This is a genomic window from Pseudomonas vancouverensis (assembly GCF_004348895.1).
Taxonomy (GTDB): Bacteria; Pseudomonadota; Gammaproteobacteria; order Pseudomonadales; family Pseudomonadaceae; genus Aquipseudomonas; species Aquipseudomonas vancouverensis.
In genome coordinates, this window is sequence record NZ_RRZK01000031.1 from 39,877 (window position 1) to 62,295 (window position 22,419).

The 22,419-nt window shown below is 60.6% G+C and carries 18 protein-coding genes and 1 pseudogene; 2 read left to right on the forward strand and 17 right to left on the reverse strand.

All coding sequences use genetic code 11. The annotated features are described in order from the left end of the window. Positions 1 to 201: 201 nt before the first annotated feature. Positions 202 to 639: an excinuclease gene (locus tag EIY72_RS23795; RefSeq protein WP_093227428.1), complete on the forward strand. Its 438-nt coding sequence runs from the start codon at positions 202 to 204 to the stop codon at positions 637 to 639. Positions 640 to 677: 38 nt separating this feature from the next. Here the strand turns inward: EIY72_RS23795 and EIY72_RS23800 are convergent, their stop codons facing one another. Both EIY72_RS23800 and EIY72_RS23805 read right to left on the reverse strand, forming a co-directional pair. Next, positions 678 to 1,121: a DUF2846 domain-containing protein gene (locus tag EIY72_RS23800; protein WP_093227430.1), complete on the reverse strand. Its 444-nt coding sequence runs from the start codon at positions 1,119 to 1,121 to the stop codon at positions 678 to 680. 245 nt (positions 1,122 to 1,366) lie between these two features. Further along, the gene (locus tag EIY72_RS23805) at positions 1,367 to 2,269 is read right to left on the reverse strand and encodes a LysR family transcriptional regulator (RefSeq protein WP_093227434.1); all 903 of its coding nucleotides are present in this window, start codon (positions 2,267 to 2,269) and stop codon (positions 1,367 to 1,369) included. A gap of 153 nt (positions 2,270 to 2,422) precedes the next feature. Between EIY72_RS23805 and EIY72_RS23810 the strand changes: the two are divergent. Next, positions 2,423 to 3,674, forward strand: a pseudogene (locus tag EIY72_RS23810) (MFS transporter); the annotation flags it as partial. Here the strand turns inward: EIY72_RS23810 and gspM are convergent. The 15 genes from gspM to gltB all read right to left on the reverse strand — a co-directional run bounded on the left by gspM (position 3,663) and on the right by gltB (position 22,153). Next, complete coding sequence (gene gspM, locus EIY72_RS23815) at positions 3,663 to 4,094, reverse strand: type II secretion system protein GspM (protein WP_093227438.1); 432 nt, start codon at positions 4,092 to 4,094, stop codon at positions 3,663 to 3,665. The pseudogene EIY72_RS23810 and the gene gspM sit on opposite strands and share 12 nt — an antisense overlap. Then, complete coding sequence (gene gspL / locus EIY72_RS23820; RefSeq protein WP_093227440.1) at positions 4,091 to 5,197, reverse strand: type II secretion system protein GspL; 1,107 nt, start codon at positions 5,195 to 5,197, stop codon at positions 4,091 to 4,093. The genes gspM and gspL overlap by 4 nt, the downstream gene beginning before the upstream one ends. Further along, positions 5,194 to 6,045, reverse strand: coding sequence for a type II secretion system minor pseudopilin (locus tag EIY72_RS23825; RefSeq protein WP_093227442.1), 852 nt, complete (start codon positions 6,043 to 6,045; stop codon positions 5,194 to 5,196). The genes gspL and EIY72_RS23825 overlap by 4 nt, the downstream gene beginning before the upstream one ends. Beyond that, positions 6,042 to 6,584 (reverse strand): type II secretion system protein GspJ, encoded by a 543-nt coding sequence (locus EIY72_RS23830; RefSeq protein WP_093227444.1) that lies wholly within the window; start codon positions 6,582 to 6,584, stop codon positions 6,042 to 6,044. Before EIY72_RS23830 ends, EIY72_RS23825 begins: the two co-directional genes overlap by 4 nt. Next, positions 6,577 to 6,960: a type II secretion system minor pseudopilin GspI gene (gene gspI / locus EIY72_RS23835; RefSeq protein WP_093227446.1), complete on the reverse strand. Its 384-nt coding sequence runs from the start codon at positions 6,958 to 6,960 to the stop codon at positions 6,577 to 6,579. Before gspI ends, EIY72_RS23830 begins: the two co-directional genes overlap by 8 nt. Then, entirely contained in the window at positions 6,953 to 7,420 is a 468-nt protein-coding gene (gene gspH, locus EIY72_RS23840) for a type II secretion system minor pseudopilin GspH (protein WP_093227448.1), read from the reverse strand. The genes gspI and gspH overlap by 8 nt, the downstream gene beginning before the upstream one ends. 3 nt (positions 7,421 to 7,423) lie before the next feature. Beyond that, on the reverse strand, positions 7,424 to 7,879 hold the full coding sequence (gspG, locus tag EIY72_RS23845; protein ID WP_093227450.1) for a type II secretion system major pseudopilin GspG: 456 nt from the start codon (positions 7,877 to 7,879) through the stop codon (positions 7,424 to 7,426). 3 nt (positions 7,880 to 7,882) lie between these two features. Further along, positions 7,883 to 9,088, reverse strand: a complete 1,206-nt coding sequence (gspF, locus tag EIY72_RS23850; RefSeq protein ID WP_093227452.1) for a type II secretion system inner membrane protein GspF — start codon at positions 9,086 to 9,088, stop codon at positions 7,883 to 7,885. A 4-nt stretch (positions 9,089 to 9,092) separates the two neighbouring features. Then, complete coding sequence (gspE, locus tag EIY72_RS23855; protein ID WP_093227454.1) at positions 9,093 to 10,565, reverse strand: type II secretion system ATPase GspE; 1,473 nt, start codon at positions 10,563 to 10,565, stop codon at positions 9,093 to 9,095. Positions 10,566 to 10,569: 4 nt separating this feature from the next. Next, positions 10,570 to 12,489 carry a type II secretion system secretin GspD gene (gene gspD / locus EIY72_RS23860; RefSeq protein ID WP_093230748.1) on the reverse strand — a complete coding sequence of 640 codons (1,920 nt, stop codon included), beginning with the start codon at positions 12,487 to 12,489 and terminating at the stop codon, positions 10,570 to 10,572. 8 nt (positions 12,490 to 12,497) lie between these two features. Next, positions 12,498 to 13,031, reverse strand: coding sequence for a type II secretion system protein N (locus EIY72_RS23865; RefSeq protein WP_231985510.1), 534 nt, complete (start codon positions 13,029 to 13,031; stop codon positions 12,498 to 12,500). 145 nt (positions 13,032 to 13,176) lie between these two features. Then, on the reverse strand, positions 13,177 to 14,643 hold the full coding sequence (gene gbpA, locus EIY72_RS23870; RefSeq protein ID WP_093227456.1) for an N-acetylglucosamine-binding protein GbpA: 1,467 nt from the start codon (positions 14,641 to 14,643) through the stop codon (positions 13,177 to 13,179). A gap of 294 nt (positions 14,644 to 14,937) precedes the next feature. Beyond that, positions 14,938 to 16,005 (reverse strand): uroporphyrinogen decarboxylase, encoded by a 1,068-nt coding sequence (gene hemE / locus EIY72_RS23875; RefSeq protein WP_093227458.1) that lies wholly within the window; start codon positions 16,003 to 16,005, stop codon positions 14,938 to 14,940. 251 nt (positions 16,006 to 16,256) lie between these two features. Next, positions 16,257 to 17,675 (reverse strand): FAD-dependent oxidoreductase, encoded by a 1,419-nt coding sequence (locus EIY72_RS23885; protein ID WP_093227460.1) that lies wholly within the window; start codon positions 17,673 to 17,675, stop codon positions 16,257 to 16,259. Between the two features lie 32 nt (positions 17,676 to 17,707). Continuing rightward, positions 17,708 to 22,153: a glutamate synthase large subunit gene (gene gltB / locus EIY72_RS23890; RefSeq protein ID WP_093227462.1), complete on the reverse strand. Its 4,446-nt coding sequence runs from the start codon at positions 22,151 to 22,153 to the stop codon at positions 17,708 to 17,710. Between the last annotated feature and the right edge of the window lie 266 nt (positions 22,154 to 22,419).

Below are 22,419 nucleotides of genomic sequence, written 5' to 3' on the forward strand. Positions count from 1 at the left end.
ATCAGCGTTGCCCCTGCTGGCGCCTTCGCTGGCAAGCCAGCCCCCACAATGTTCGCTGCTGATCACAACATCTGCGAACGACAATGAAACCTGTGGGGAGCGGGCCGCGCGAATATGCACCTCGCCAAACCACCAACTACACTCGCCAAGGTCCCCTCCGCTTGGGTCGCCCCCAAGCTCTTTCACGTCAAGGACCTGACCATGCAAGTGAAAGCCCTGATCGCCGCGCTTCTGTTCAGCCTGCTGCCCAGCGCCAGTCACGCCACCAACCTTATGTACATGCCGTTCGAGACCGTGCTGTCGAATGCCCTGCGTGCCGGGCGGCTGGATGGCAGTGTGAAGTTTTATCTGGCCGGGAACGGGCCGAGCGCCAACCTGCACATGCTGCGTGCCAATGTGGTCAGCGACTGGCCGACCAATGCGTCCAACAAGAGCGATTTCGATGCCTGTGAATGGGCCGTGCAATCGACCTTGATCGAGCTGCAGGACGAGGCCAAGCGGGTTGGCGCGAATGCGGTGACCAACATCGTCAGTTACTACGATCAGCATGCCCGCAAGGACCTCAACACCTATGAATGCCGGGCCGGGGTGTTTGTGGCGCGGGTGGCGTTGCGCGGGGATCTGGTGCGGCTGCCCTGAGTGCAATCCCCCCGCGACCCGCGCGGGGGGATGAGCGCTTACTGTGCTTGAATCAGTTTGCTTTCATTCACGCCATCACGGCCGGTCTGCTCATCGACGACTTGCAGGCTGTTACGCGCCTTGATGAAGCCCATCTTCACTTCCTGCCAGACAAAGTAGTTTTTGCCCGCTTCGGTGTTGAGCTTCAGTTCCGAATCGTTTTCGGCAGACGACACCAGCGTCTGCTGACCGGCCGGCACCGCCAGCATCAGGTAGGACTTGGCCACGGTCACGCCGACTGGTTTGCCGTTGAGCGCCACCGGCATTTTCACGCCTGCGCCCATGCTTTCGTTGCGGTAGACGTAGATGTGGGCCTGGTCCGGGGCGGTATGGAAGGTCTTGGCCTGGGCATCCAGGGTGTCATCGGCCATCTTCACCGAGGCGCAGCCGGCGGTCAGTGCGGTGAACGTCAGCAAGGCAGCGAGGGTTAATTGCTTGAACATCGTGGGTCTCCATGAGTTTGATTAGGCTTGTGGCTGTTATCGGCAGACCGAATAAAAGCAAAAGGCCATCATCTGAAATTCCATTTGTTTCTTGCTGCCAAGGTCTTGCTGTGTGCTGGCGATCGCCTTCGTCGTAACGCCCCGGGGCAAGCCCACTCCCGCAGGGTTCAATGGTGTTGCGACAATCGTGCTTACGCTGCTAACCCCTTTGGGAGCGAGCTTGCTCGCGATTGATGGCGCAACCATCAGGATTTCAACGGCTCAACCTTGCTTGTGAGCAAATCGACAAACGCCCTGGCCATCGCCGACTTCTGATCCTTGCGCTGCACCAGCCACACCGCCGACACCGCCGCCGGGTCGAGCAATGGCCGATACACCACGCCATCGATACGCATCCGTCGGTACGACGCCGGTAACACCGACACCCCCAGCCCTGCCGCCACGAGCCCGATGATCGTCATTGCCTCTCCGGCCTCTTGCGCAAAATGCGGACTGAACCCCGCGTCTCGTGCCAGGCTCAATAACTGGGCGTACAGCCCGCTACCGTAGCTGCGCGGAAAAAACACGAAAGGTTCAAGAGCCAGGGCGGACAGGTGGATGCCCTCTTCACTGCCCTCCACCAACGGATCCTTGGAGCTGAGTACCGCCACCAAGGGTTCGCGCATCAGCTCCACCACGCTGAGCGAGTCGGGCAACCCCAGAGGTCGCATGATGCCCACATCAATCGACTCATCCACCAGCGCATCAGCCACCTGGGTGCTGCTCATTTCCCGCAGGTTCAGGTGAACCGCCGGGAAGCGCTGGCGAAAGGAAAAAATCGCCTGGGGAATGGTCGAGTTGAACGGGGCCGATGACGTGAAGCCGATTTTCAGCTCGCCCAATTCGCCCAACTGCGCCCGCCGGGCGACATCGGCCGCTTTGTCGACCTGCGCCAGCGCCAATCGCGCCTCCTCGAGGAACAGCCGACCGGCCTCGCTGAGCTCGACCCGACGATTGGTACGCTCGAACAACCGTGCGCCGACCTCCTGTTCCAGTGCCTGAATCTGCTGGCTCAACGGTGGTTGGGAGATGCCAAGCACCTGTGCAGCGCGGCCGAAGTGCAGTTCTTCGGCGACGGCAATGAAGTAGCGCAGATGACGCAGTTCCATGAATCCCTCATTAGGTCGCGAAAGCTATCAAACAGGTCGAACAATATATTGGATTGCATCATTAGCCAGCTATATGCTTTTTTCCATTGCCTGACCGGCTGTGCCCCTCCGAGGTCCCCCGTGAAAACTGCTGTCGCTCCACTCGCCCATGAAATCCACCCCGCTGCGCAGGACGAAATCGTCGCCGAGCTCCAGGAGATCTACATCGAAAAAGGCACGCCGGCGTTCATGCGCACGGTGCTGGCATTGTTCTGCGGCGGCTTCGCGACCTTCGCCCTGCTTTACTGCGTGCAACCGATGATGCCGCTGCTGTCCCACGAGTATTCGATCAATGCGGCGCAGAGCAGCCTGATTCTCTCGATTGCCACCGGCATGCTTGCCATTGGCCTGCTGATCACTGGTCCCATCTCGGACCGAGTCGGGCGCAAACAAGTGATGGTGACCGCCTTGTTCGCTGCCGCCCTGTGCACCATGGCCAGCGCGATGATGCCGAGCTGGCATGGCGTGTTGCTGATGCGTGCCTTGATTGGCTTGTCGTTGAGTGGTCTGGCAGCGGTCGCCATGACCTACCTGAGCGAGGAGATCCACCCGCAACACATTGGTCTGGCGATGGGCTTGTACATCGGCGGTAACGCCATTGGCGGGATGAGCGGTCGCCTGATCACCGGCGTATTGATCGACTTCGTCAGCTGGCACACGGCGATGCTGGTGATCGGTGGCCTGGCGCTGATTGCCGCCGCCGTGTTCTGGAAGATCCTCCCGGAGTCGCGCAACTTCCGTCCACGCTCGCTGCACCCGCGCAGCCTGCTCGACGGTTTTACCATGCACTTTCGCGATGCCGGCCTGCCGCTGCTGTTCCTCGAGGCGTTTCTGTTGATGGGCGCATTCGTCACCCTGTTCAACTACATCGGCTACCGCCTGCTGGCTGAGCCGTACCACCTGGAACAGGCGTTCGTCGGATTGCTGTCGGTGGTCTATCTATCCGGTATCTACAGCTCGGCAAAAATCGGTTCGCTGGCCGACAAGCTGGGACGGCGCAAAGTGCTATGGGCGACCATCGCACTGATGTTCGCCGGCCTTGCCCTGACGATGTTCACGCCGTTGCCGCTGGTGATCATCGGTATGCTGATCTTCACCTTCGGTTTCTTTGGCGCCCACTCGGTGGCCAGCAGCTGGATCGGTCGTCGCGCCATCAAGGCCAAGGGACAGGCGTCTTCCCTGTACCTGTTCAGCTACTACGCTGGCGGCAGTATCGCCGGTACGGCGGGCGGGATGTTCTGGCATTTGGCCGGGTGGAGCGGGATCGGGCTGTTCATCGGCACCTTGCTGCTGATCGCCCTGCTGGTGGCGTTGAAACTGGCGAAGTTGCCGCTGTTGCCACAACAGCATCCGGCTACCTGAGCACAACCCGCGCTTCCAGACGGGCATCGCGTTTTTCCAGCGTCAGCGTGTGCAGCGCGACACCCTCACGCTCAACACCATCGAGCCATTGCAACAAGGCTTGCGGGGTACCGTTGAGGGTCAGGCGCAGCAGCTCGGCATCGGTTTCCATCTGATGGATTTCCAGGCCTGCCACCGAAGCGCTTTGGCTGATACGCAGTGAAAACGGTTGGCGAGTGTCAACCGAAGACCGGCCACGCGGCGTTGCCTGTAGCAATTGCGCGGCCAGTTGCGCTTGTTGTTGATACTGACGCTCGGCGGATTCGAGTCGTTGCCGGGTGGGTTGCCAGATCAGGCTGTACGCCACGACGGCCGACAGGAACGCCGCCAACATCTGCAACAACCGCTGCTCCCGCGCAGAAATCCGCTGCCATGCCTGCTTCATGCCTCGTCCTCCACACTCAGCGTGGCATGCACTTTTTCCGCTGCCTTGGTAGCGCTGTCGAGCCGCACTGGCATCCCTTGCTGGCGCCCGCGCGCGCGCAGCTGTTCAAGCTCGGTGAAGCTGTTGGCGGTGAGCTGGATTCTCCAGCCAGCGGTTTCACTAAACTCGATGCGTTGCACCTCGACCTCGCTGGCACCGACCACCCGCTCGATCAGACTCACCAACCCGGCGATGCGCGTCCCTTGCGCCTCGGCAGGCTGGTTTTGCAAGACCCTGAGCTGTGCCGCCATGTCGACGATTCGATCCTGATCTGGATAAAGCGCTTTGAAGCGCTGCTCGTTTTGTGCCGTGAGCCTTTGTGTTTCGCCGTCGAGAAAACCGATTCGAATGGCACCGGCACTCCAGGTCAGCACTGCCAGCATCAGCAGCGATAACCCTGATATTCGCCATGGCAGAGGTTTGGCGCGCGGTGCGAATGCCCCTTGCAGCAGGTTGATGGACTGGGTCGGACGATCGGTCAGCCATTGATCGATCGCAACGCGATCCTGCCGCTCGTCCAGCCATTGCATGTTCTCCGGCAGCAGGGGCATGAGCGCCTGCAGATTGTCTGCCGACACCGCCATGCGGGGAATCCTTTCTCCACCCAACAACCAGCGGCCGAACCACCAGACGCCCCGAGGCTGAACGTTGGCCAGCAGGTCGGCGTCGACGAACACGCCCTTCGCACGTACACCCACTTCGTCGAGCACTGCCAGCACGGCAGCCAGTCGCTCCCGACTGATGACCATCACCGGATAGCAGCCCTCGCCGTCGCAAGGCCCGATGCTCAAATGCAGCGTTTCCAGAGCTTCACTCAGTTGCTCCTCCACGGCGAATGCGATGGCCTGATCTTCGGGTTTACATTTGGTCGGCCACGGTTCGCTGCGCACCCAGCTGCACACTTCCATGGGTAACAACAGATCGATGGCTTGCCCATTCAAAGCCTGTGCTGCCAGGTCCAGCGACATGAGCTGGCGTTGCCCAGCCGCGGACCACAGACAACAAGGCCAGGTTTTCGATGGCAAGTTCAGGCCTTCCGGTGTCAGGTAAAGCCAGGTATTCATTGCGACCTCTGCTGATTGTTTACAGGCATGAAACGCCGTTGCAGCACGCTCAGTTGAAGTGCCTTGGGATCGTGCTCGACATCCGTCGCCAGCTGCAGGCTTCGCCCTCCCTGAGTCACCCGCACCTGTATTCGGTACCAGCGACTGGTGATGCCGAGGCCATGACTGCTCAAGCCCAGCCCGGAGATCAATGGGTCCTGAGTGAACGCCTGCACACTCGCCCAAGGCGACGCCAATGCCTGATGAGCAAGAGCCTCGGCTGTCGCGCCATCGATCTCGCCGAGCGCTCTGATGAGCAACGGCGATGCGGCATTGATGTTCAATGCGGCTTCGACGGGCAGCACGGCCACCCATGGCTCAAGCTGCTGCAACAACGCCCCGTCGATGCCGTCCAGCAAGCGCAACTGGCTTAGCTCATGCAACGCGCCGACCTGATCCAATGACACCGGCGGTACCTCCAGCAGCAGGAGCAAGCGCGCCCAACGTTTGAGCGTAACCTGATCAATCTGCCCCTTGCGCAACAGTGAGTTGACGTTGAATCGCCCGGCGAGGTCTTCGATGTCGACCAGGATTTGCGCATCCTCGGCATCGAATTCGGGCGTCAGCGCCTTCCAGTCCGGCATCCGCTCGACGGGTTGTTCCGGATCACGCAACGCGTCCTGCAACAACAGGACAGCCCAGCGTTCGCCACCCGCTGCGAGCTGATGCAAGCCCAATTGCTGCAACACCTGCCCGCTGCTTTGCAGCGACAGATGATGGCTGCGCAGCAGCCCCCCAACAATCAGCAACGCCAGGCTCAAGACCAGCAACACGCTGATCAGGGCGATGCCCCTTTGGCGATGTTTCACGGGATGACGCCCAATAGCGGAAGCACACGGCGAATGGCCTCGAAACGGCCGACAGAGAACTGCAATTCGATGGCTATCGGCGTCCTCGAATCTTGCCCGCTCGGCCATTGATCAACCCAGCCCGCCTGCGGTTCGAACAGTCGCCAGCTCAGTCCATGGACATCCTCGAGTAACCTTTGCCTGCGCATCTCCTGCGTCCCTTCCCCCTGACTTTCACGCCACAACACACCATTGTCGAGGCGATAAGACACCGATTGGCGCTCACTGCGTGGCAAGTCCAACGGGTTGCGCCAGTGACTGCGCTGAAACTGCACAAAATCCGCTGTGAGTTGCACGGGCGCAGTGGTGGCATGCAGCAGATCACGCTCGATCATCGTGACCACCCGCTGCAAGCGTCGGAGTTCTCGCTCATGCGCCGAGGTGCCTTGCTGCACGCGCACCACGCCATCGAAGAGGCCCCAACTGGCCAGACCCAACAGGGCAAAAATGGCCATGGCGATAACCAGCTCCAGCAAGGTAAAGCCGCTCTGCTTACTCATCGCGCGCGGCAATCCAGCCAACGGCGCGGTGCAAGACATGTTCCCGATCTGATTGACTGACCTGAATCTCTACCCTGAACAAACGTGGCTCGCTGCCAGTGCTGACGAGCTGCCGCAGCCACCAGTCGCGCTGGCCCATACGCACGACCTGCTGTTGCTGGCCCGTTACCAGGCCCGATTGCAAACGCAGCTCGCTCAATCGATTGTCCGCCACCCAGGCGGCGAGCAGCCTTTGTTCGACCGCCCCGCTTTGTCTGATCACGTATTTACTGGCCGACAACACCGCCGCTGCCAGCGTTGCAAAAACCGCCAGGGCAACCATGATCTCCAGCAAGGTGAAGCCCGCCATGGCCGGTAAGGGACGCTGACTAGCCATCGATCACCACCTCGCCGATACCATCACCGGACAGGCTCAGCCAGACACGGTTGCTGGACACGAACGTCAGCTTGAACGCATTGCTTTCGTCACTGCTGAGCATCAATAACTGCGGTGCCCCATCGTCGGCCCCCAGACTGATCCAGAAGCCATCCTGACTCAGCCGTGGCTTCACGCTGGCCGGCCAGCGTGAAAGGCCTGCCACCGGCTCCCAGCCGCGTGCGGTCTGACGCATGGCCCGGTAGCCCTCGCCACTCAGCCGCAGGCCGTACTCTTGACCTTCGAACACCGCACGCTGGCGCAGTTGATGGATGACCTGCACCATGACTTCGGCTTCCTGCCTCACCTGGCGGCCCGGACTGCCGCCCGTGGCAAGGCTGACCATGCCCAGCAGTACGCCGACCAGCACGATCACAATCATCAATTCCAGCAAGGTGAACCCCCGACAGCACTGCTTCATGGCTCAACCGCCCCAATTACCCAACTCAGCGGCATGTCCCTCACCGCCCGGCACCCCATCGGAGCCCAGCGAGTACAAGTCATAACCGCCATCGACCGACTTCACCCCCGGATTGAGGTACTGATAGGGCGTACCCCAAGGGTCGACCGGCAGGCTTTTGAGATAGGCCTGCGGGTTCCAGTTACGCGCGACGGGCACACCCACAGGACGCTTGACCAAGGCATCGAGTCCTTGCTGGGTCGAAGGGTATTGCGCGTTGTCGAGGCGATACATTTCCAGGGCGGTCGAAATGGCCTGGATGTCGATTTTGGCAGCGGTAACCTTGGCCTGATCCGGACGGCTCATGAACTGCGGCACGACGATGGCCCCGAGGACTCCGATGATCACGACGACCACCATGATTTCGATCAGAGTGAATCCTCGTTGCCTGTTGGACGTATTTTTACGATGGGCTTGCATGGGTCAATTCACCAATTGGTTGAGGCTCAGAATCGGAAGCAGGATGGCCATGACAATCAACAGGACCACACCCCCCATCAACACCAGCATGGCCGGCTCGAACAGGCTCACCACCAGAGCGATGCGTGTGGCCAGGCTGCTTTCCTGCTGTTCGGCGGCCCGTGCGAGCATGCGGTCGAGCTCACCTGCACGTTCGCCGCTGGCGATCATGTGCAGCATCATTGGCGGGATATCGCCGCTCAGCTCCAGGCCACGGGTGAGCGTCCCGCCTTCACGGACTGAACGGGCGACATCGATCATTCGCGTGCGAATGGTCTGGTTACCGATGACGGCTGCGGCGATCTCCAGCGCGTCGACCAATGGCACCGCGCTTTTGCCGAGGATGGCCAGCGTGCTGGCGAACCGCGCGGCGTCCATAGCGCGCAATACATCCCCCATGACCGGCACCTTCAGCACCCAACGGTGCCAGCGCAGGTTCCACTGCGGCTGGCGCAGACTCCAGCGCCACAACCCGATCAGCACCGCCAGCACACTCATCATCAATAGAAAGTGACTGCGCAGACCATTGCTCACACCGATCAATGCCTGGGTCAGCCAAGGGAGTGGCTGACCGCTGTCGACGAAAATTTTCACGACGTCGGGAACCACGTAACCGAGCAGAAAACCGACGATCGCCACGCTGGCCAGCATCAGAATCAGTGGATAGACCAGTGCCATCTGGATTTTCTGCCGCGACGCCTGACGGGCCTGGGTATAGGCCGCCAGCTGTTCCAGCACATGCCCCAAGTGCCCGGACCGCTCACCGGCAGCGACGGTGGCACAGAACAAATCGGGAAATGCCTTGGGAAACTGACCCAGCGCCGAGGCCAGGGTATGGCCTTCCATCACCCGGTTTCTAACGGCTGACAACACGCCCGCGACCTTGCGCTTTGCGCTCTGTTTGGCCACCGCCTCAAGCGCTTCCTCCAGAGGCAGCCCGGCCTGAACCAGCGTCGACAGTTGCAGCGTCAGCAAGGCCAGATCAGCCGCGCCCAAACGTGCACCAGGCTGATTACTTCCGGCGTTGCCGACGATCACCTCGCTCAATGCTCGCGGCCACAGTCCCCGCTCACGCAACAGTTGCCTTGCGTGCCGAGGGCCATCGGCTTCCAGTCTCCCCTTGCTGGGGCGACCTTGAGCGTCGTGAGCGCGATAATCGAAAGTTGGCATCCTGCTAGCGCTCCTGGGTCACGCGCAGCAACTCGTCGAGGCTGGTCAAGCCCTCCAGTACGCGCTTGCAACCGTCCTGAAACAGTCCACGCGAAGCCTTGCGAGCCTCTTCAAGCAGCAACTGTTCGCTGGCCCCCGCGTGAATGAGCGCCGAAATTGTCGGAGTCATGCTGATCAGTTCGTAAATGCCGATGCGCCCACGATAACCGTGCTGGCACTGCTCACATCCCGCGGCGCGAAACAGCCGCGGCTGCGACCCGGTATCGAGCCCCATCCGTTCACAGGCCGCAGCGTCGGCAACGTAGGAAACCTTGCAAAGAGGACATAGGGTGCGCAGCAGACGCTGGGCCAGAATGCCCACCAGCGAGGAGGCCAGCAGGTAGGCATCGACGCCCATGTCCACCAGTCGCGAGACAGCGCCGGCTGCGCTGTTGGTGTGCAGGGTCGAGAGTACGAGGTGCCCGGTCAGTGATGCCTGCACGGCGATCTCGGCGGTTTCGCGATCGCGGATTTCACCGACCATCACCACGTCCGGGTCCTGTCGCAGAATGGCCCGCAAACCTCGGGCGAACGTCATGTCGACCTTCGGATTCACTGGCATCTGACCGACTCCCGGCAAGTGATATTCGATCGGATCTTCGACGGTGAGGATGTTGCGGGTCTGATCGTTCAGACTGCTGAGCGCGGCGTACAGGCTGGTGGTTTTACCGGAGCCGGTCGGCCCGGTGACCAGCAGGATGCCATGGGGCTTGCCCAACAATTCTCGCAGCGCCAACAGAGTGTCATCGGGCATGCCCAATCGCTGCAGGTCCAGACGACCCGCCTGCTTGTCGAGCAATCGCAACACCACGCGCTCGCCGTGCGCCGAGGGCAGTGTCGAGACGCGCACATCGACTTCATGCCCGGCCAGACGCAGGGCTATACGCCCATCCTGGGGCACGCGTTTTTCAGCGATGTCCAGGCGCGCCATGACCTTGATACGCGACACCAGCAAGGTCGCCAGTTCACGTCGTGGCCGGAGCATTTCCCGCAATTGGCCATCGACTCGCATACGCACCGACAGGTACTGCTCGAAGGTTTCCAGGTGCACGTCGGAGGCCTGCTCGCGCACGGCTTCGCCCAGCAGGGCGTTGATCAGGCGGATGATCGGAGCGTCGCCCTGTTGCTCCAGCAGGTCAGCCGTTTGCGGCACCTGATCGACCAGGCTGAGCAAATCCAGCTCGTCATCCAGGCCTTGGGCAACTTGTTCGGCGGCACTGTGCCCCTCGCGATAGGTCGCGGCCAGGCGTGCCGCGTATTCATCCGCCGCAACGACCTGAAACGGTAGCTCCCTGGCACACAGCCGGCGCGCTTCGGCCAATGCGCCAAGCGCTGCATCATCGCGCAGCACCAGGCGAAAGGCATCCGCGTCGCGCTCCAGCAACACACCAAAGCGCCGGGCAAAACCGAAGGGTAATTGCTCACAGAGCCCGCTCATGGCTTCACCGCCCCTTGCTACGTAAATCGAACACGGGAGCGTTGCCGGACGGCTCGAACAACTCGCGCGCCTCGGCCGGTAATAACAACGAGTTGTTCTCCCCGGCCCCTGATCGGCTCAGGTCTCGCAGCGCGTCGTAACGTTGCTGGCTGACCTGCGACAGGTCTTCCTTGCTGCGCACGATAGTCGGTCGCAAGAACACCATCAGATTGCTCTTGGTCTGGGTGTCGCGGTTCCAGCGGAACAGCGCGCCCAGGTAAGGGATGTCGCGCAACAGCGGCACGCCGCTACTCTGGGTGCGTACGCTGTCGCGGATCAGTCCGCCGATCACGATGATTTCGCCATCGTCGGCCAGGATGGTGCTTTTCAGCGCGCGCTTGTTGGTGATCAGGTCCGAGGAATCAATACCCGACACCGCCGGTGCGATGTCAGAGACCTCCTGTTGAACCTCAAGGCGCATGGTCGAGCCTTCGTTGATGTATGGCTTGATCTTGAGGCTGATGCCAACGTCCTTGCGTTCCACGGTGGTGAAGGGGTTGTCGGCACCATTGCTGTTGGTCGCGTATGAACCGGTCTTGAAGGGTACGTTCTGCCCCACGATGATTTCGGCTTCCTGGTTGTCCAGCGTCAGCAGGCTTGGCGTGGAAAGCAGGTTACTGTGGGTATTGCTGGCCAGCGCCGAGATCAACGCACCGAAACGGTCACTGCCCAGATTCAGTATCGCCCCTTCCGGGGCAGACTTTTTTTCATCGAAGTTCAACCCGCTGACAATGGGAATACCGGTGCCTGGAAAATTGATGAAACCCCTGGCGTCCCCGGCGTTCAGGTTCCATTGCACCCCGACGGCCTCAGAAATATCACCGGAAATCTCGACGATGGCGGCATGTATCAGTACCTGGGCGCGAGGCTGATCGAGCTGGCGCACGATGTTTTCGATAGTGCGCACCTGAGCCGGTTCAGCAATCAGCACCAGGGCATTCTGGCTCTCGTCAGCCTTGATCATGAACGGCGTGCTACTGGCGGTGTCCCGAGCGTTAGCGACGGCGGGAGCCGGTTTTCTGCCCTGCCCCATGGACTCCAGGATCTCGGCCAACTGCCGCGCATCGCTGTGGCGCAGGCGAATCACCCGCGCGGTGTCCAGGTTTGCCGTGGCCGGCGTATCGAGCCCTCGAGCGAGGTCGATCAATCGTTGACGAACGGCGGCGGGGCCGATGAACACAAGGCGATTGGATCGGGTATCAGCCAACACCTGTACCGCCGACTCGGCATTGCGCTTGCCCAGTGAAGCCTCGATGACCAACGCCATATCCGCCGCCTGCGCATGGTGCAGCTGAAACACGGCATGTCGGTTGTTCTGACCCGCGTCCAGTTGCCGGATGACCCCGGCAATGCGGGTGACATTGGCTGCGGTATCGGTCACCACCAAGGCGTTGGCAGACACCGAGGGGCCTACATAGCCATTGGCTGAAACCAGCGGCCGCACCAGAGCTGCCAGGTCGGTGGCGCTACCGGTGTCCAGTTCGATGACCCGCGTCACGAACTGCGAGGCGGTGGTGTTTTTGGAAGCGCCTTGACCCGCACGGGTTTTCGCTTCGGCAACCGGAGTGATGAGAATCCGGTCGCCCTCATCGATCACGGTAAAATTGTGCGCATCGAGCACCGAGTAAAACAGTCGGCGCACACCCTCACGGTCCAGCGCCTGCCGGGACATCACCGTGACCCGTCCCGAGACTCTGGGGTCCAGCACCACGGTAGTGCCGAGCATGGAGGAGATTTCTGTGACGATGTCACGCAACTCGGCATTGTTCATCGCCAACTGCCATTTTTCTTCCTCGGCCTGGAGGGTGCCGGTGAGGAGCGTGGTCATCATGGCGACGACAAAAAGCACAGGCTGCAAGGCCTGTGCGCCCATAAAGGCTTTCATGAACTTGATCACTCTGAAGGCCCGGAAGAAGGGCGGAGGAAACGCGCAGGCACGGCGCCAGCCTGATCACCGGGATGAGCCCCGGCTCGGCGCAGATAGGGGGTGGCTGAGGGTAGAAGCGCCAGCACCTCCTCTCGCCCCTTGCTCCATAACACCACCCGATCGGGCTCGATGCGACGCAATACACTGCCACCCGGCAGCGTCTCGCCCATCTGATAAATACGTGAACCTTGTGCGTCGGCAATCAATGCCTTGGATACGCCATTGATCACGATAAAGCTCGCATGCAGAAGCAACGGCTCGGCACTGGGCAACAGCTCGACGTTGGCTGCAAGTCCCAGAACGCTTGCAATCGCATCGGCATTGACATTCTGACCAGACAACGGGGTCGACAGGGCCACTTCGACAGGTGCCTGCGGGACGATGAGGCCGGCGCGAAAATGCCATTCCTGCCAGACGAGAAACACCCCAAGGCCCAACGGCATCAGGAGCAAGAAGCCGTTGAGCCACGCCCCAACCGTGAGGGAAAGTTTTACTGTCACTCAAACTGCCCGCACGCGGACGCTGCGCAGCAAAGACAAATGCAGCCCGGTGGAAACCGAAATTTTCATTTTTCAACTCGTTCAGCTGGGAGGTATAAGCCCTCAGGCGACCGGAATGGATCGCCCGAAGGGTGACGCAAGAGACTTACAGCTTGTTCCAGGCCATATGCCAGTGAGCCCCTATGCCCGGCTCATAACCATTGGCACTCGGGCTGTATTGCTTGCAGTAGCCAGACTCAGGGAAAGGTTTGCACTCGAAGACTTCGCCGGTTTTCGGTTGCAGTACTTTGGTACCGGCGGTGTAGTTGCCGAGGCCTTCGGGGAACACGAAGTCATACTCGGTGCCCGCACCTTCGCCGGTCAGTTGAGTGGGCTGGTTATCCTGGCGAGTGGTGCGGCCATCCAGTGTGGTGCCGACCAACGTCAAGGTGTGTGTACCCGGATTGCTGCGAACATCCATGGCCAGCCAGGTTGAGCCACTGGCCACTTGTGCCGCCGTTGTGCCCACTGGTTTGTTGTTCTGATCGAACAGGGTGGCTTCGACGTTCATCGGGCGATTCGAAATCATGCTGAAATCGACTTTGACCTGACCTTTATCCAGCTTGTACTCGGCTTGCTGAGCAGCCACCGACATGCGCGCAGCCGTGTCTTCCTTCATGTCCAGTTGCACTTCGTAGCGAATGACGCCGCTTTCTTTTTGGGCATACAGACTGTTGCTGCCTTTGGCCGGTTCGATGTTGCCGTTTTCATCACGGACACCGGCACGAATGAGGGTGTGAGTCGCATTGATTTTTTCCGCCAGTTTGAACGCCCAGTTTTGCGGGGTGCCCTCTTCGGCCTTGTCGATACTGATTTCAACGCTGTAGTTCGGGCTCTCGCCATTGGCTGAGAATGCACGGGCCTTGACCTTGTCACCCACCAGCAACGTGGTAGCCGGGGCAAGGCTGCCCACCGGCGACCAGCCGCCCGGCAGGTCGGCTTCAGCGAGGATGTTCACATCCGCCACGTTGTAAAACGCAGCATCGGTATCACCCACAGTCCAGATCGCCAGGATGATGTGTTGACCGGATTTGTCGGCAGGAATGGTGCAGTTGTGTTTGTCGCTGTCGGACGGCTTCTGGTTGCCACCGTCAATGGTGCAGAACGGCGTGCTTTCGAAGGTGGCGCGCTTGATGGACTCGTTCGGGTTCCAGCCGTTGCGGGTGATGAAATACTCATGCTTGGTGGCCGGGTGAACGGCGGTGTAGCGCCATTGGAACGCAGTGTTGCGATCCTTGATTTCCGTCAGGTGCCAACGTACGGCGGACTGGGCGTCCATGGCTGAGAACAGCGAGTGACCACCGCTGGCAATCTTGCCATCAACTGGCCCCTGTAAGGGTGCACCACCGACACCTGCCGGAAAGCCCTTGAAGGTTTCACCGACACTTTGCGGCTCGTATTGCGCACCGCCGCAGTGGGTATTCAAGCCTTTCTGGCAAGCCAGTGCGCGTGATGGTGGCACTTCCAGATAGCCATGGGCAGAGGCGATTTGCGAAGTCAGCATTACCGACAACAGGACGATCGACGAAGTGCATGCGGTCAATGCACTTCGCTTGTCAAAAGTCATTTTCATGGTGTTTTCCAGGCTTTTTTATCGAAAACAAGGCGTCTTGTGGGGCAACGATGCTTTCTTCTTTTTGGATCCGGCATTACGCCGGACAAGGGCCTGGAACCTTACGGGGAGTGGCAAATTTTCTATGTAGGAGTAATCGGCGGACACTGAGGGAACTGTCTCACGATCCTTTTTTCCGACGACTGATTGAAAGTTTCCTATAGCAGGGGATGGGAATAACCCGTGCCTTTTCAGCAGCATAAAAAAACCTGTCCGGCACGAGGCGGGACAGGTTTCTGCTAAAACTTAAACGCCTTACACGTGATACTGAGCCGACAACTCATGCACCGCACGCAGGAACGCACCCGCGTGCTCCGGGTCGACTTCCGGCGTGATGCCATGACCCAGGTTGAACACGTGTCCACTGCCCTTGCCATAGCTGGCGAGGATACGGCCGACCTCGGCGCGAATCGCTTCGGGTTTTGCGTACAGCACGGTCGGGTCCATGTTGCCTTGCAGCGCAACCTTGTCACCGACCCGGGCACGGGCGTTGCCAATGTCGCAGGTCCAGTCCAGGCCCAGCGCGTCGGCGCCGGCCTCGGCGATGCTTTCCAGCCACAGACCGCCGTTCTTGGTGAACAGGATCACCGGCACCTTGCGACCTTCGTGCTCGCGGATCAGGCCGCTGACGATTTTCTTCATGTAGGCCAGGGAGAACTCCTGATACGCCGCCGCCGACAGGTTGCCGCCCCAGGTGTCGAAGATCTGCACCGCTTGCGCACCGGCCATGATCTGGCCGTTGAGGTAGCTGGTGACCGACTGCGCGAGTTTATCGAGCAGCAGGTGCATGGCTTGCGGGTTGTCGTAGAGCATGGCCTTGGTCTTGCGGAAGTCTTTCGACGAGCCGCCTTCGACCATGTAGGTGGCCAGGGTCCATGGGCTGCCGGAGAAACCAATCAGCGGCACGCGGCCGTTCAGTTCGCGGCGGATGGTGCTGACCGCGTCCATCACGTAGCCCAGGTCTTTCTGTGGATCGGGGATCGGCAGGGCTTCGATGTCGGCCAGGGTGCTGACGACTTTCTTGAAGCGCGGACCTTCGCCGGTTTCGAAGTACAGGCCCTGGCCCATGGCATCGGGGATGGTCAGGATGTCGGAAAAGAGGATCGCCGCGTCCAGTTGTGGATAACGGTCGAGGGGTTGCATCGTGACTTCGCAAGCGAACGCCGGGTTCATGCACAGGCTCATGAAATCGCCGGCCTTGGCACGGCTGGCGCGGTATTCAGGCAGGTAGCGACCGGCCTGACGCATCATCCACACAGGGGTGACGTCTACGGGTTGCTTGAGCAGGGCGCGCAGGAAACGGTCGTTCTTCAGGGCAGTCATGTCGGCATCCGGAAAAAAAGTGCGGGCATTTTCTCAGAGCCGGGCGCAAAAGGCACGGATACAGCTCAGCCTTTTGTCTATCGGGTCAATTTGTCGCGGCCGAAAACAGCCATTTGCAACACCACGAAACAACTGTGGGAGCGAGCTTGCTCGCGATGAGGGCCTCACATTCAACATCTCTGCTGACTGATGCACCGCTATCGCGAGCAAGCTCGCTCCCACAGGGATATTGCATTGGGTTCCGGGCGGGGTTAGACGCCCAGATAGTCGAGGATCCCTTCCGCCGCATTACGGCCTTCGAAGATCGCCGTCACCACCAGGTCAGAACCGCGCACCATGTCGCCACCGGCGAAGATTTTCGGGTTGCTGGTCTGGTGCTTGTACTGACCTTGTTCCGGTGCCACGACGCGGCCCTGGCTGTCGGTCTGGATCTCGAACTGCTCGAACCACGGCGCCGGGCTCGGACGGAAACCGAAAGCGATGACCACGGCGTCGGCCGGGATGATCTCTTCGGAGCCCGGGATCGGCTCGGGGCTGCGGCGGCCACGGGCGTCCGGTTCGCCGAGACGGGTCTCGACCACCTTCACGCCTTCTACCTTGTCTTCGCCGACAATGGCGATCGGCTGGCGGTTGTAGAGGAATTTCACGCCTTCTTCCTTGGCGTTCTTCACCTCTTTGCGCGAGCCCGGCATGTTCGCTTCGTCACGACGATAGGCACAGGTCACCGACTTGGCGCCCTGACGGATCGAGGTACGGTTGCAGTCCATCGCCGTGTCGCCACCACCGAGGACCACGACCTTCTTGCCCTTCATGTCGACGAAATCTTCCGGCGACTTTTCGAAGCCCAGGTTGCGGTTGACGTTGGCGATCAGGAAGTCCAGCGCGTCGTACACGCCGGGCAGGTCCTCACCGGCAAAACCGCCTTTCATGTAGGTGTAAGTGCCCATGCCCATGAACACCGCATCGTATTCGGCGAGCAGTTGCTCCATGGTCACGTCCTTGCCAACCTCGGTGTTGAGGCGGAATTCGATGCCCATGCCGGTGAAGACTTCGCGACGATTGCTCAGCACGGTCTTTTCCAGCTTGAACTCGGGGATGCCGAAGGTCAGCAGACCGCCGATTTCCGGGTTCTTGTCGAACACCACCGGGGTCACGCCACCACGCACCAGCACGTCGGCACAACCCAGGCCCGCCGGGCCCGCGCCGATGATCGCGACGCGCTTGCCCGTCGGCTTGACCTTGGACATGTCCGGGCGCCAGCCCATGGCGAACGCGGTGTCGGTGATGTACTTCTCCACCGAACCGATGGTCACCGCGCCGAAGCCGTCATTGAGGGTGCAGGCACCCTCGCACAGACGATCCTGCGGGCACACCCGGCCGCAGACTTCCGGCAGGGTGTTGGTCTGGTGCGACAGCTCGGCGGCCTGAAGGATGTTGCCTTCGGCCACCAGCTTCAGCCAGTTGGGAATGAAGTTGTGCACCGGGCACTTCCATTCGCAATACGGGTTACCGCAACCCAGGCAGCGGTGGGCCTGGTCGGCCGACTGCTGGGGTTTGAACGGTTCGTAGATTTCCACGAACTCTTTCTTGCGTTGACGCAACAGTTTCTTCTTCGGATCCTTGCGCCCGACCTCGATGAACTGGAAGTCATTATTCAGACGTTCAGCCATTTTAAAACCTCATCAAACTCTTCAGGCGCATATCACTGCGGGTTGGCACGGGTGCTGGAAAGCAACGACTTCAGGGAGGCAGCCTTGGGCTTGACCAACCAGAAACGGCGCACGTAATCGTCGAGGTTCTCGGCGAGTTCACGACCCCACTCGCTGTCGGTTTCCTCAACGTACTCGTTCAGCACGCGTTGCAGGTGGCTACGGTAGGCCTCCATCGCCTCGCCGCTGATCCGCTGGATTTCCACCAGTTCGTGGTTGACCCGGTCAACGAAGGTGTTGTCCTGGTCGAGCACGTAGGCGAAACCGCCGGTCATGCCAGAGCCGAAGTTGTAACCGGTCTTGCCCAATACGCAGACGAAACCACCGGTCATATACTCGCAGCAGTGATCACCAGTGCCTTCCACAACTGTGTGGGCACCGGAGTTACGCACGGCGAAACGCTCGCCCGCGGTGCCAGCGGCGAACAGCTTGCCGCCGGTGGCGCCGTACAGGCAGGTGTTGCCGATGATGGCACTGTCCTGGGTGCGGTAGACGCTGCCTTTCGGCGGCACGATCACCAGCTTGCCGCCGGTCATGCCTTTGCCGACATAGTCGTTGGCGTCGCCTTCCAGGTACATGTTCAGACCGCCGGCGTTCCACACGCCGAAGCTTTGGCCAGCCGTGCCCTTGAAGCGGAAGGTGATCGGCGCGTTGGCCATGCCCTGGTTGCCGTGTTTGCGCGCGATTTCGCCGGAAATCCGTGCACCGATCGAACGGTCGCAGTTACAGATATCCAGGGCGAACTCGGCACCGCTCAGGTCGTTGATCGCCGAGGTGGCCATGCTGACCATCTTCTCGGCCAGCAGGCCTTTGTCGAACGGCGGGTTGCGGTCCACACCACAGAACTGCGGCTTGTCCGCCGGCACATGGTCGCTGCCCAGCAATGGGGTCAGGTCCAGGTGATGCTGTTTCTCGGTTTGCCCATTGAGGACTTCCAGCAGATCGGTACGGCCGATCAGCTCTTCGAGGGAGCGCACACCCAGTTTCGCCAGCCACTCACGGGTTTCCTCGGCGACATAGGTGAAGAAGTTCACCACCATGTCGACGGTACCGATGTAGTGATCCTTGCGCAGCTTCTCGTTCTGGGTCGCAACGCCGGTGGCGCAGTTGTTCAGGTGGCAGATACGCAGGTATTTGCAGCCCAGGGCGATCATTGGCGCGGTGCCGAAGCCGAAGCTTTCAGCGCCGAGGATCGCCGCCTTGATCACGTCGAGGCCGGTTTTCAGGCCGCCGTCGGTCTGCACCCGGACTTTGCCGCGCAGGTCGTTGCCACGCAGGGTCTGGTGGGTTTCGGCCAGGCCGAGCTCCCACGGCGCGCCTGCGTATTTGATCGAAGTCAGCGGCGATGCACCGGTACCACCGTCGTAGCCGGAGATGGTGATCAGGTCCGCATAGGCCTTGGCCACACCGGCGGCGATGGTGCCGACGCCCGCTTCTGCCACCAGCTTCACCGAGACCAGCGCCTGCGGGTTGACTTGTTTCAGGTCGAAAATCAGCTGCGACAAGTCTTCAATCGAGTAGATGTCGTGGTGCGGCGGCGGTGAAATCAGGGTCACGCCCGGCACTGCGTAACGCAGCTTGGCGATCAGACCGTTCACTTTACCGCCTGGCAGTTGACCACCCTCGCCCGGCTTGGCGCCTTGGGCGACCTTGATCTGCAACACTTCGGCGTTGACCAGGTATTCCGGGGTCACACCGAAACGGCCAGTGGCAACCTGTTTGATTTTCGAGCTCTTGATGGTGCCGTAGCGCGCCGGGTCTTCGCCGCCTTCGCCGGAGTTGGAACGCGCACCGAGGCGGTTCATGGCTTCGGCCAGGGCTTCGTGAGCTTCCGGCGACAGGGCGCCCAGGGAAATACCCGCCGAATCGAAGCGCTTGAGCACCGATTCCAGCGGCTCCACTTCGCTGATATCCAGCGGCGTGTCGAGGGTTTTGACTTTCAGCAGGTCGCGGATCATCGACACCGGACGGTTGTCCACCAGCGAGGTGTATTCCTTGAACTTGCTGTAATCACCCTGCTGCACGGCGGCTTGCAGGGTGTTGACCACGTCCGGGTTGTAGGCGTGGTATTCGCCACCGTGGACGAATTTCAGCAGACCGCCTTGCTGGATCGGCTTGCGCGGACTCCAGGCTTCTACGGCCAGGGCTTTTTGCTCAGCTTCGATGTCGACAAAACGCGCGCCCTTGATCCGGCTCGGCACGCCCTTGAAGCTCAGGTTGCAAACTTCTTCGGACAGACCGATCGCTTCGAACAGCTGTGCGCCGCGATAGGACGTGATGGTCGAGATACCCATCTTCGACAGGATCTTGAGCAGGCCCTTGGTGATGCCTTTACGGTAGTTCTTGAACACCTCATAGAGGTCGCCCAGCACTTCACCGGTACGGATCAGGTCACCCAGCACTTCGTACGCAAGGAACGGATAAACGGCGGAGGCGCCGAAACCGACCAGTACGGCAAAGTGATGCGGGTCACGCGCGGTCGCTGTTTCCACGAGGATGTTGGAGTCGCAACGCAGGCCTTTTTCGGTCAGGCGATGGTGCACCGCGCCGGTAGCGAGCGAAGCATGGATCGGCAACTTGCCCGGGGCGATGTGACGGTCACTCAAGACCACCTGGGTACGACCGGAACGCACGGCTTCTTCAGCCTGATCGGCCACGTTGCGGATCGCCGCTTCGAGGCCAACACTTTCGTCGTAGTTGAGGTCGATGATCGCGCGCTCGAAGCCCGGGCGATCAAGGTTCATCAGCGAACGCCACTTGGCCGGGGAAATGATCGGCGAGCTGAGGATCACGCGCGAGGCGTGTTCCGGCGATTCCTGGAAGATGTTGCGCTCGGCACCGAGGCAGATTTCCAGCGACATGACGATGGCTTCACGCAGCGGGTCGATCGGCGGGTTGGTGACCTGCGCGAACTGCTGGCGGAAGTAGTCGTACGGCGTGCGCACGCGCTGGGACAGCACGGCCATCGGCGTATCGTCGCCCATCGAACCCACGGCTTCGTAGCCTTGTTCGCCGAGGGGACGCAGCACCTGGTCGCGCTCTTCGAACGTGACCTGGTACATCTTCATGTATTGCTTGAGCTGGTCGACATCGTAGAACGCCGAACCGTGGTCGTTGTCTTCCATGGTCGCCTGGATGCGCAGGGCGTTCTTGCGCAGCCATTGCTTGTACGGATGACGGGACTTGAGGCGGTTGTCGATGGCGTCGGTGTCAAGGATCTGACCGGTTTCGGTGTCCACGGCAAAGATCTGGCCCGGGCCCACGCGGCCCTTGGCGATGACGTCTTCAGGCTGATAGTTCCAGACGCCGATTTCCGAGGCCAGGGTGATGAAACCGTTCTTGGTGGTGACCCAGCGCGCCGGACGCAGACCGTTCCGGTCGAGCAGGCACACCGCGTAGCGACCGTCGGTCATTACGACGCCGGCCGGGCCGTCCCACGGCTCCATGTGCATCGAGTTGTACTCGTAGAATGCACGCAGATCCGGGTCCATGGTCTCGACGTTCTGCCACGCTGGCGGAATGATCATGCGCACGCCACGGAACAGGTCGATACCGCCGGTGACCATCAGCTCGAGCATATTGTCCATGCTCGAGGAGTCGGAACCGACGCGGTTGACCAGCGGGCCGAGCTCTTCCAGGTCCATCAGGTCGTTGCTGAACTTGGTGCGACGGGCCACGGCCCAGTTGCGGTTGCCGGTGATGGTGTTGATCTCGCCGTTGTGCGCCAGGAAGCGGAACGGTTGAGCCAATGGCCATTTCGGCAGGGTGTTGGTGGAGAAGCGCTGGTGGAACACGCAAATCGAGGTTTGCAGGCGCTCATCGCTCAGGTCCGGATAGAAGGCGGTCAAATCCGCCGGCATCATCAGGCCTTTATAAATGATGGTCTTGTGGGAAAAGCTGCACACGTAGTGGTCGGTATCGGCGGCGTTGGCCACCGACGAGCGACGACGGGAGGTGAACAGCTTGACGGCCATGTCCTGGTCGCTCAAGCCTTCACCGCCGATGAACACCTGCTCGATCTGCGGCAGGCGCTCAAGGGCCAGGCGGCCGAGGACGCTGGTGTCGATTGGCACTTTGCGCCAGCCGATCAACTGCAGGCCGGCGGCCAGAATCTCGCGGTTCATGTTCTCGCGAGCAGCTTCGGCTTTGACCGGGTCCTGGTTGAAGAAGACCATGCCCACGGCATATTGCTTGGGCATTTCGACGCCGAAGGTTTCCTGGGCGATCGCTCGCAGGAACACGTCCGGCTTTTGAATCAGCAGACCGCAACCGTCACCGGTCTTGCCGTCGGCATTAATCCCACCGCGGTGGGTCATGCAGGTCAGGGCCTCGATGGCCGTTTGCAATAGGGTATGACTGGGCTCGCCCTGCATATGGGCTATCAGGCCGAAACCGCAGTTATCCTTGAATTCATCTGGTTGGTACAGACCTGCTTTCATAGACACTTTCTCACCAGGCTGCCTCTGATCGAGGCAAATTTCTTTTCAATTCAACCACTTACCATCCGCGCCGAACGTACGCCGGCTTTGCGGGGGCAAAAGGGAGGTCATTGTACACACCGACACTTGGCCTCACAAATTTGACGACGAAATGTCGCAAATCTATGTCGCATTTGTGAAAGGTTTAAAGCGATATGCTGTGCTAGTCAAAACTTTTTTAATTTTGACCGCAGCGACTCAAAGACTACTGTGACGCAGACACCACA

Coding starts and splice junctions, on each gene's coding strand:
- EIY72_RS23795 (WP_093227428.1), top strand. CDS start 202: ATGCAAGTGAAAGCCCTGATCGCCGCGCTTCTGTTCAGCCTGCTGCCC.
- EIY72_RS23800 (WP_093227430.1), bottom strand. CDS start 1,121: ATGTTCAAGCAATTAACCCTCGCTGCCTTGCTGACGTTCACCGCACTG.
- EIY72_RS23805 (WP_093227434.1), bottom strand. CDS start 2,269: ATGGAACTGCGTCATCTGCGCTACTTCATTGCCGTCGCCGAAGAACTG.
- gspM (WP_093227438.1), bottom strand. CDS start 4,094: ATGAAGCAGGCATGGCAGCGGATTTCTGCGCGGGAGCAGCGGTTGTTG.
- gspL (WP_093227440.1), bottom strand. CDS start 5,197: ATGAATACCTGGCTTTACCTGACACCGGAAGGCCTGAACTTGCCATCG.
- EIY72_RS23830 (WP_093227444.1), bottom strand. CDS start 6,584: ATGAGTAAGCAGAGCGGCTTTACCTTGCTGGAGCTGGTTATCGCCATG.
- gspI (WP_093227446.1), bottom strand. CDS start 6,960: ATGGCTAGTCAGCGTCCCTTACCGGCCATGGCGGGCTTCACCTTGCTG.
- gspH (WP_093227448.1), bottom strand. CDS start 7,420: ATGAAGCAGTGCTGTCGGGGGTTCACCTTGCTGGAATTGATGATTGTG.
- gspG (WP_093227450.1), bottom strand. CDS start 7,879: ATGCAAGCCCATCGTAAAAATACGTCCAACAGGCAACGAGGATTCACT.
- gspF (WP_093227452.1), bottom strand. CDS start 9,088: ATGCCAACTTTCGATTATCGCGCTCACGACGCTCAAGGTCGCCCCAGC.
- gspE (WP_093227454.1), bottom strand. CDS start 10,565: ATGAGCGGGCTCTGTGAGCAATTACCCTTCGGTTTTGCCCGGCGCTTT.
- gspD (WP_093230748.1), bottom strand. CDS start 12,489: ATGAAAGCCTTTATGGGCGCACAGGCCTTGCAGCCTGTGCTTTTTGTC.
- gbpA (WP_093227456.1), bottom strand. CDS start 14,643: ATGAAAATGACTTTTGACAAGCGAAGTGCATTGACCGCATGCACTTCG.
- hemE (WP_093227458.1), bottom strand. CDS start 16,005: ATGACTGCCCTGAAGAACGACCGTTTCCTGCGCGCCCTGCTCAAGCAA.
- EIY72_RS23885 (WP_093227460.1), bottom strand. CDS start 17,675: ATGGCTGAACGTCTGAATAATGACTTCCAGTTCATCGAGGTCGGGCGC.
- gltB (WP_093227462.1), bottom strand. CDS start 22,153: ATGAAAGCAGGTCTGTACCAACCAGATGAATTCAAGGATAACTGCGGT.